The following is an 8,001-nucleotide window of genomic DNA, read 5'->3' on the forward strand; positions in this document are numbered from 1 at the left end:
AGGATTGCCGCATATCAAATGCAATAAAGTTGCGGAGTCGAATCGTTCGAGTTGACCGAAGCGCCGCGCCATCTATAGTTGATAGCGCTACCATATTCAGGCGCCCGGGGTCGGCGCCACACGCGAAGGCGCGAAGCGCGCCACGTCCAGAGGGAGAGGAAGTTCATGATCGTTTCCGGCCAAGCGCGTCGTCGCATCGCGTTCCTGGCGGCCTTCGCCGCCGTCACGCTGGTTCCCGCCACGGCGCCTGCCGCCTTTGCCCAGAGCGCGGCGAAAAAGGCCGACAAGCCGATCTACAAGGACGCGACCCGGCCGGTCGATGCGCGGGTCGAGGATCTGCTGAGCCGGATGACGCTGGACGAGCGCATCGCCCAGCTGGTCGCGATCTGGGAGCATAAGGACCGCATCCAGACGCCGGCCGGCGACTTCGATCCGGCCAAGGCAAGCGCCGCCTTCCCCAACGGGCTCGGCATGATCTCTCGCCCGTCGGACCGCCGCGGCGTGACCCCGCCGGCCGCGGGCAGCGCCGGCGCCGCCGCGGGCGTGCGCAACCGCAACCCCGAAGAGACGGTCACCTATATCAACGCAGCGCAGAAATGGGCGGTCGAGCGCACCCGGCTGGGCATTCCGATGTTCATGCACGAGGAAGCGCTGCACGGCCTGGTCGCGGCCGAGGCGACCAGCTTCCCCCAGTCGATTGCACTGGCCAGCAGCTTCAACCCGAAGATCGTCGAGAAGGTGTTCGGCGTCGCCGCGCGCGAGACGCGCGCCCGCGGTGCCAATCTGGTGCTCGCCCCGGTCGTCGACGTGTCGCGCGATCCGCGCTGGGGCCGGATCGAGGAAACCTATGGCGAGGATCCGCACCTGGTGAGCGAGATGGGCCTGGCCGCGATCCGCGGGTTCCAGGGCACCACCCTGCCGCTGGCGCCGGACAAGGTCTTCGTCACGCTGAAGCACATGACCGGCCACGGCCAGCCCGAGAACGGCACCAACGTCGCCCCGGCGCAGATCAGCGAGCGGACGCTGCGCGAGAATTTCTTCCCGCCGTTCGAGCGTGCGATCGAGGAACTGCCGGTGATGGGCGTAATGGCGTCCTATAACGAGATCGACGGCGTGCCGAGCCATGTGAACCGCTGGCTGCTGACCGACGTGCTGCGCGGCGAATGGGGCTTCAAGGGCGCGGTGATCAGCGACTATTTCGCGATCCGCGAGACGGTGACCCGCCACAAGATGTTCGCCAACGTCAAGGAAGCGGCGGTGCGCGCGATGGACGCGGGCGTCGATGTCGAGACCCCCGATGGCGAGGCGTACAATCACCTGGCGGAACTGGTCCGCGAGGGCAAGGTGAGCGAGGACCAGATCAACGTGGCGGTTCGCCGCGTGCTGAAGATGAAGTTCGAAGGCGGGCTGTTCGAGAACCCCTATGCCGATCCGCGCACCGCGGGCCGCAAGACCGCAACCCCCGATGCGGTCGCGCTGGCGCGCGAGGCGGCGCGCGAGTCGATCGTGCTGCTGCGCAACTCGAACGGCCTGCTGCCGCTGAACAGCACCGGCATCAAGCGGATGGCGGTGATCGGCACCCATGCCCGCGACACCCCGATCGGCGGCTATTCGGACGTTCCGCGCCACGTCGTCAGCGTGCTCGAGGCGATGCAGGCCGAGGGCAAGGGCAAGTTCCAGGTCGATTATGCCGAGGGCATCCGCATCACCGACCACCGCGAATGGTCGAAGGACGCGGTCGAGCTGGTCAAGCCCGAGGTCAACGACCAGCTGCGCGCGCAGGCGCTGGAAACCGCCAAGGACGCCGACGTCATCGTCCTGGTGCTGGGCGGCAACGAGACGCTGAGCCGCGAGGCCTGGGCCGACAATCACCTGGGCGACATGGAGACGCTCGACCTGGTCGGGCCGCAGGACCAGCTGGCCGAGGCGCTGATCAAGACCGGCAAGCCGGTGGTCGTCGTCCTGCTGAACGGTCGCCCCTATTCGGTCAATTACCTGGCCAGGAACGCGCCGGCGCTGATCGAGGGCTGGTATCTGGGTCAGGAGACGGGCAACGGCCTGGCCGACGTGATCTTCGGCCGGTACAATCCGGGCGGCAAACTGCCGGTGACGATCGCACGCAGCGTCGGCCAGCTGCCGGTCTATTACAATGCCAAGCCGACCGCGCGCCGCGGCTATCTGTTCGGCGACACCTCGCCGCTCTATCCGTTCGGCTATGGCCTGTCCTACACGACGTTCGAGATGTCGGCGCCGAAACTGGCATCGGCCTCGATCGGGCTGAGCGAGAGCGTCAACGTGTCGGTCGACGTGACCAACACCGGCCAGCGCGAGGGCGACGAAGTGGTCCAGCTCTATGTCCGCGACGACGAGGCGAGCGTCACCCGCCCGATCAAGGAGCTGAAGCATTTCGAGCGCGTCACGCTGAAGCCCGGCGAGCGCAAGACGGTAACCTTCACCCTGACCCCGCGCGACCTGAGCTTCTGGAATCTCGACATGAAGCGCATGGTCGAGCCGGGCACGTTCACGATCTCGGCGGGTCCCAACTCGGTGGACCTGAAGGCGACGACGCTTACGGTGAAGTGAGCGCCTGAGACGATGGGGCCGGACGACCATCGTCCGGCTCCTTCATTTAGTCCCTCCCGGATAGCGCGGTGGAGAGGGTGTATTCGCAAGCTCACCGGTCCACCCGGCACGATCCGACGAGCCAAGCAGCTCCGCCGGGCCATGTCGCTGCCGGAGGTGCTGCTGTGGCGCGAACTGCGCAAGCGCCCCGGGGGCCTGAAGTTCAGGCATCAACATCCGGCCGGCCCCTATATCCTCGACTTCTACTGCGCCGAGGTGGACCTGGCGATCGAAGTCGATGGCGAGGTGCACGGCCGCGGTGATCGGCCGGAACGCGACGGTGTTCGGGACGCGTGGCTTCATGAGAGGGATGTGCGGGTGTTGCGGATCCTCGCCAGCGATGTGCTGCGCGATCTGGACGCGGTGATCCTCCACATCGTGACCACCGCACGGGCGTGATCGACGCTCTTGTCAGATAAATAACTGTTTTAACTTATAAATCCTCTCCCGGAGGGCTACGTCATTCACACATCGTGGTTGAAAAGAAGTGAGTGTCTGATTCGATACGCCAGTGGGCTGGAGAGTATTGATGGATCAGACGCTGGGCCGGTTCGGAGATCGGCGCCTGGAAAAAGGGGGGCCTTTCTTCTGGGGCGGTTGCTCGAGGTCGGGGGCCGTTCGCTTCGTGTTCGTCGGCTTGGGGGTACGCGAGCCGGCGAGATGCGGATCACGCGTTTTCTGCGCAATCGGTCGGTGACGGTGGAGGAGATGCTGTCGCAGGCTGCGTCGTCGACGTCGCAGCGGTGTCAGGGGCGCGACGTGGTGGTGATCCAGGACACGACGGTGATCCGCTCGACGGGCGGCGGTGGCGATTATCTGCATGTGGCGATTGCGCTGGATGGGTCTGACGGGGCGATCCTCGGGCTGGTGGACGGGCAGTTCCTGCAGCGATCCTCGGGCCGCAGGGGGCAGCGGCGCGGTTCCCCGGTGGAGGAGAAGGAGAGCTTCCGCTGGCTGCAGGGCGCCGATCAGGCAGCGTCGGTGTGCGCAGGCGCCGATCGGATCACCGTGATCGCCGACCGCGAGGGCGACATCTACGAGGCATTCGCGCTGCGCCCGGACACCACCGATCTGCTGGTGCGCGCGGCTCAGGACCGCAGCCTCGAGGATGGCGGCAAGCTGTTCGCCGCGCTCGATGCGCTGCCCGAGGCGTCGCAGACCGATCTCGATCTGCCGGCCGGCCCCGGTCGCCGTGCCCGCACCGCGCGGCTGGCGGTGCGCTTCGACAAGGTCATGCTGGCGCGGCCGAAGCGGCAGCTTGGCGCCGGCCTGCCCGATGCGGTCGAGATGCAGATGGTCGACGTCCGCGAGATCGCCGCGCCGGCAGGGCAGCCCGCGATCCACTGGCGGCTGCTGACCACCCGCCCGGTCGCCGATGCCGGCGACGCCTGGGCCGTGGTCGATCTCTATCGCACCCGATGGGCCATCGAGCAGCTCTTCCGGACGCTCAAGACACAAGGCTTCGACATCGAGGGGGTGCGTATCGAGGACCCGCAACCGCGCGACAAGCTCATCACCGCCGCCCTCATCGCCGCCGTCGCCGTCCAGCAACTCGTCCATGGCCGCGATGGCGGCCCCGGCCCGTTGCGGCCGTGCACCGATGTCTTCCACAGCGACGACATCCCGCTCCTCGAAGCCTATTGCGCCAGGCTCGAGGGCAAGACCCAACGCCAGAAAAATCCCCATCCCAAAGGCTCACTCGCCTACGCCGCCTGGGTCTGCGCACGCCTCGGTGGGTGGACCGGCTATTACGGAAAACCAGGGCCCGTCGTCATGCTGCAAGGATGGCTCGAAATCCAGGCCGCCAAGCGGGCCGTCGACACTCTCGGTTACAAACGTGATGTGTGAATCCGATAGCCCGGAGGGAGAGGGGGACCAGCCGCAGGCTGGTGGAGAGGGAGTATTCCCAAACGACCAACTGCGAATGTGGAAACTCCCTCTCCACCGCTTCGCGGTCCCCCTCTCCCTCCGGGAGAGGAATTTTCTGTGGCGGATCAGACTCTTGAATCACCCCCGGAACGGCTCCGAAACCTGTTCGTAGACTGTTTCGGGCGCGCTACGCTGCGCCTGTCAGCGGCCGGTGCTGGGTCCGACGAGTTCATGGCGAGACGGGAGAGCGGTTATGGTCGACAATGGCATGACCCGGCGCGGGTTCATAGAGGCGGGAAGCGGCGTGGTGGCGGCGTCGATGGTGGCGGGGCCGGCAGTGGCGCAGGCTCAGGGCGGCGCGCGGGCGACCGGGCAGAAGATGCCCGACGGGGTGACGCTCCCCGCCTCTCCGCCGCGGCGCAAGCGACCCGACAGCGTCGGCTTCGCGATCGTCGGACTGGGCGGCTATGCGCTCAACCAGATGATGCCGCGCTTCGACCAGTCGGAGCGGTGCCATGTCGCCGCGATCGTCTCGGGCAATCCCGACAAGCTGCGCCAGGTGGGCGACGCGTACGGCCTGCCACAGGACGCGCGCCTGTCCTATGACGCGTTCGACCGGATCGCGTCGGACAAGCGGATCGACGCGGTCTATGTCGTGCTGCCGACCGGGCTGCATGCCGAATGGGTGATCCGCGCCTTTGCCGCGGGCAAGCATGTCCTGTGCGAAAAGCCGATGGCGCTGAGCAGCGCCGATTGCGAGCGGATGACCGCGGCGGGCAAGCGCGCGAACCGCAAGCTGATGATCGCCTATCGATCGCATTTCGAGCCGTTCAACATCGAGGCGATGCGGCTGATGTCGCAAAAGGCGGTCGGCGACATCCGCCTGATGCGGACCGAGCAATCCTATCGCATGGGGCCGACGACCCCGAGCGAGAACTGGCGCACCAGCCGCGCGCTGGCGGGCGGCGGGCCGCTGGAGGATTACGGGCTCTACGGGCTGCAATCGGCGCTGTACCTGACCGGCGAGATGCCCGAGAGCGTGAGCGCCACGACCTTCCGCCCGGCCAACGACCCGCGCTTTGCCGAGATCTTCGCGCATGTCGCGTCGCAGATGCGCTTCCCCTCGGGCGCGGTGGCGCAGCTGGTCACCTCCTATGATTCCGCCGGCATCAACTTCGCGCAGGTGCGCGGTACGCAGGGCGCCCTGATCATGGACTCGGCCACCGGCTATTCGGGGCAGAAGATGCGGATCGAGGGACCGAATGCCCGCGACTTCACGCCGGGCGACCCGACGGTTCAGTTCGCCCGGCAGCTCGACCATTTCGCCGATGCGGTGCGGGACGGCGCGACGATCAGGACGCCGGGCGAAATGGGCCTGCGCGACCTGCGGCTGATCGAGGCGATCTATGCATCGGCGAAGGACGGGCGGACGGTGAAGCTGGCGCCGGATGGGCGGATGCTGGGGTGAAAGTGGAGAGGAAAGGGGTGGTGTCGGCCTTGTGCCTCCGGGTTACTTCGGCCGGTTGCCGCCCTGCCCTTCGCGCGCATCCAGCCATGCCGCCACCCAGAACAACGGCGCGTTCCAGTTGATCGCCACTTCGTTCAGCGCATAGGCGCGCACGTCGTCGGACCAGCAGCGCATGGGGGCGCAGTTGCCCTTCAGCTTCTCCGCGACCGGATCCGACATGGCGGTTGAGTTGGGGCCGCCCGAGATCACGCCTGGCGGCGGGCCGGGCAGTTTGGGGTCGAGCGAGGGGGCCCAGAAGCGGTGGTGCGGGTGGGCCATCGATCGCGCGCCGAAGCCGCTGACATAGGATTGGTCGAGCGGGTTGCGGCCGAGCAGATAGTCGAGCGCATCGACCACCGCGCCGCGATATCTGGTCTTGCCGGTGATGTCATAGGCATAGGCCAGCATGATCGCGCGGTTCGTCAGGGTCGAGGTCGAGCCCCACGGATAGCCGCCCGCCGACGCATAGGGGATGTGATAGCCGGTCTGCTCGCGCTCCGCGGCGAAGCGGTCGGCGACCTGCACCAGCATCTTGCGCGCCTGCACCGCCTCGGGCGCGGTTTCGGGCAGCTTGACCAGCGCCAGCGTGCCGAGCGCGGCGGTGCGCGGCCAGCCGGGTTCGCCCGGATCGGCGGTGAAATGCGGCGAGGCGCGGACGAAATCGCGAAACTCGGGCTCGCCGGTGGTCAGGAGCAGTTCGGCCGCAGCCCAGTAGAACTCGTCCGAGACGTCGCTGTCGCCATAGCCGCCGCTGCCGGTGAAATCGCCGACGGCATAGATTTGCGGGTTGCGCCTTGCCGCGGCCCAGGCGCTGCGCGCGGCGGCGAGGCAGCGCGCGGCGAAGGCGTCGTCCACACCCTTCCACAGGCGCGCGCACTGGGCAGCGGTGGCAGCAAGGTTGAGCGTGGCCGAGGTGGTGGGCGGATAGAGCAGCCGCTCCTCGCGGTCGTCAGCCGGGCGGGTCGGCAGGCCCGTCCAGTTGCGGTCGCCGACCTTGAGATGCGCCATGCCAGAGGCGTCGACGTCGCTGAGCACGATTTTGGCGTCGCCGGCGAAGGGGCCGACCGGGAGCCTGGCGCGGGTGCCGGCGGGCACCTGCATCGACAGCAGGAACGCCATTTCGTAGCGCGCCTCGTCCAGCAGGTCGTTCACGCCATTGCCCGCCTCGGGAATCTTCAGCCGGCCATCGGCGAAGGCGGGGCTCTTCAGATGTTCATAGGCGTCGAGCAGCGTCCACAGGCTGATGCCGCCATTGACGACATATTTGCCCTGGTCGCCGGCATCGTACCAGCCGCCGGTGACGTCGAGCGTATAGCCGCAGCCGGGCCAGTCGGTGCCGCGCAGGTCGCGGCCCTTGAAACAATGGACGACTTCCTTCGTGTGCCCGGCCGGTCGGGCCCATTTGGTGCCGACATAGCGCGCCTCGATCGGGACGCCGGCGCGCTGATGGTAGAAGAAGGCGAGCGCGTCCTCGGCCAGATTGCCGCGGACATCGGGGGCAATGGCGAAGGGGCGGCTTTCGAGCGCGCCTGCCTTCAGCACATAGGCTTTGCCGGTACCGGTGAAGCGGGTGAAATCGATGATGTGGACCGGCTCGCCGGCCAGCGGATCGGGGCCGTGGACGGTCGTCTGCCCCGATGCGGCGACGCTGCCGTCGGCGGCGATGAGCTGCCACTCGATCGGGGTGGTGCTGTCGCTGGCGAGCATCGCACGCTTCTGACCGGTGGGGGTGACGCCGAGCTGGTTGAGGCGGATGCCGGGCACCCTCTCCTCCCCAGGATGCTGCGCATCCGGGGGAGGGGGACCGCGACGCGCAGCGTCGGGGTGGAGGGGGTTCGCATCAACTGTGGTGGACCCCCTCCACCCTTCGCTGCGCGAAGGGTCCCCCTTGTATCTGGATGTGAGGCGGTGAAGATCGCCTGGACCACCGGGGGGATGGCCATCCCCCCGGTGGTTGCAGTGTCGACGCCCGTGTCCCCCTTGGTCGTGCGACCGCTGGGAGT

The 8,001-nt window shown here is 67.5% G+C and carries 5 protein-coding genes; 4 read left to right on the plus strand and 1 reads right to left on the minus strand.

The features are described from left to right. Positions 1-165: 165 nt before the first annotated feature. The 4 genes from TPR58_RS21735 (at position 166) to TPR58_RS21750 (ending at position 5,959) form a co-directional block, all read left to right on the plus strand. On the plus strand, positions 166-2,583 hold the full coding sequence (locus tag TPR58_RS21735) for a glycoside hydrolase family 3 N-terminal domain-containing protein (RefSeq protein WP_346248871.1): 2,418 nt from the start codon (positions 166-168) through the stop codon (positions 2,581-2,583). Positions 2,584-2,694: 111 nt separating this feature from the next. Continuing rightward, the gene (locus tag TPR58_RS21740) at positions 2,695-3,021 is read left to right on the plus strand and encodes an endonuclease domain-containing protein (protein ID WP_346248878.1); all 327 of its coding nucleotides are present in this window, start codon (positions 2,695-2,697) and stop codon (positions 3,019-3,021) included. A 261-nt stretch (positions 3,022-3,282) separates the two neighbouring features. Further along, positions 3,283-4,470: an IS4 family transposase gene (locus TPR58_RS21745; RefSeq protein ID WP_346248872.1), complete on the plus strand. Its 1,188-nt coding sequence runs from the start codon at positions 3,283-3,285 to the stop codon at positions 4,468-4,470. Between the two features lie 274 nt (positions 4,471-4,744). Further along, entirely contained in the window at positions 4,745-5,959 is a 1,215-nt protein-coding gene (locus TPR58_RS21750; protein WP_346248873.1) for a Gfo/Idh/MocA family protein, read from the plus strand. A gap of 42 nt (positions 5,960-6,001) precedes the next feature. Here TPR58_RS21750 and TPR58_RS21755 read toward each other — a convergent pair whose 3' ends face one another. Next, complete coding sequence (locus TPR58_RS21755) at positions 6,002-7,762, minus strand: glycoside hydrolase family 9 protein (protein ID WP_346248874.1); 1,761 nt, start codon at positions 7,760-7,762, stop codon at positions 6,002-6,004. Positions 7,763-8,001 lie beyond the last annotated feature (239 nt).

Source organism: Sphingomonas rustica, assembly GCF_039652585.1.
Classification (GTDB): Bacteria; Pseudomonadota; Alphaproteobacteria; order Sphingomonadales; family Sphingomonadaceae; genus Sphingomonas; species Sphingomonas rustica.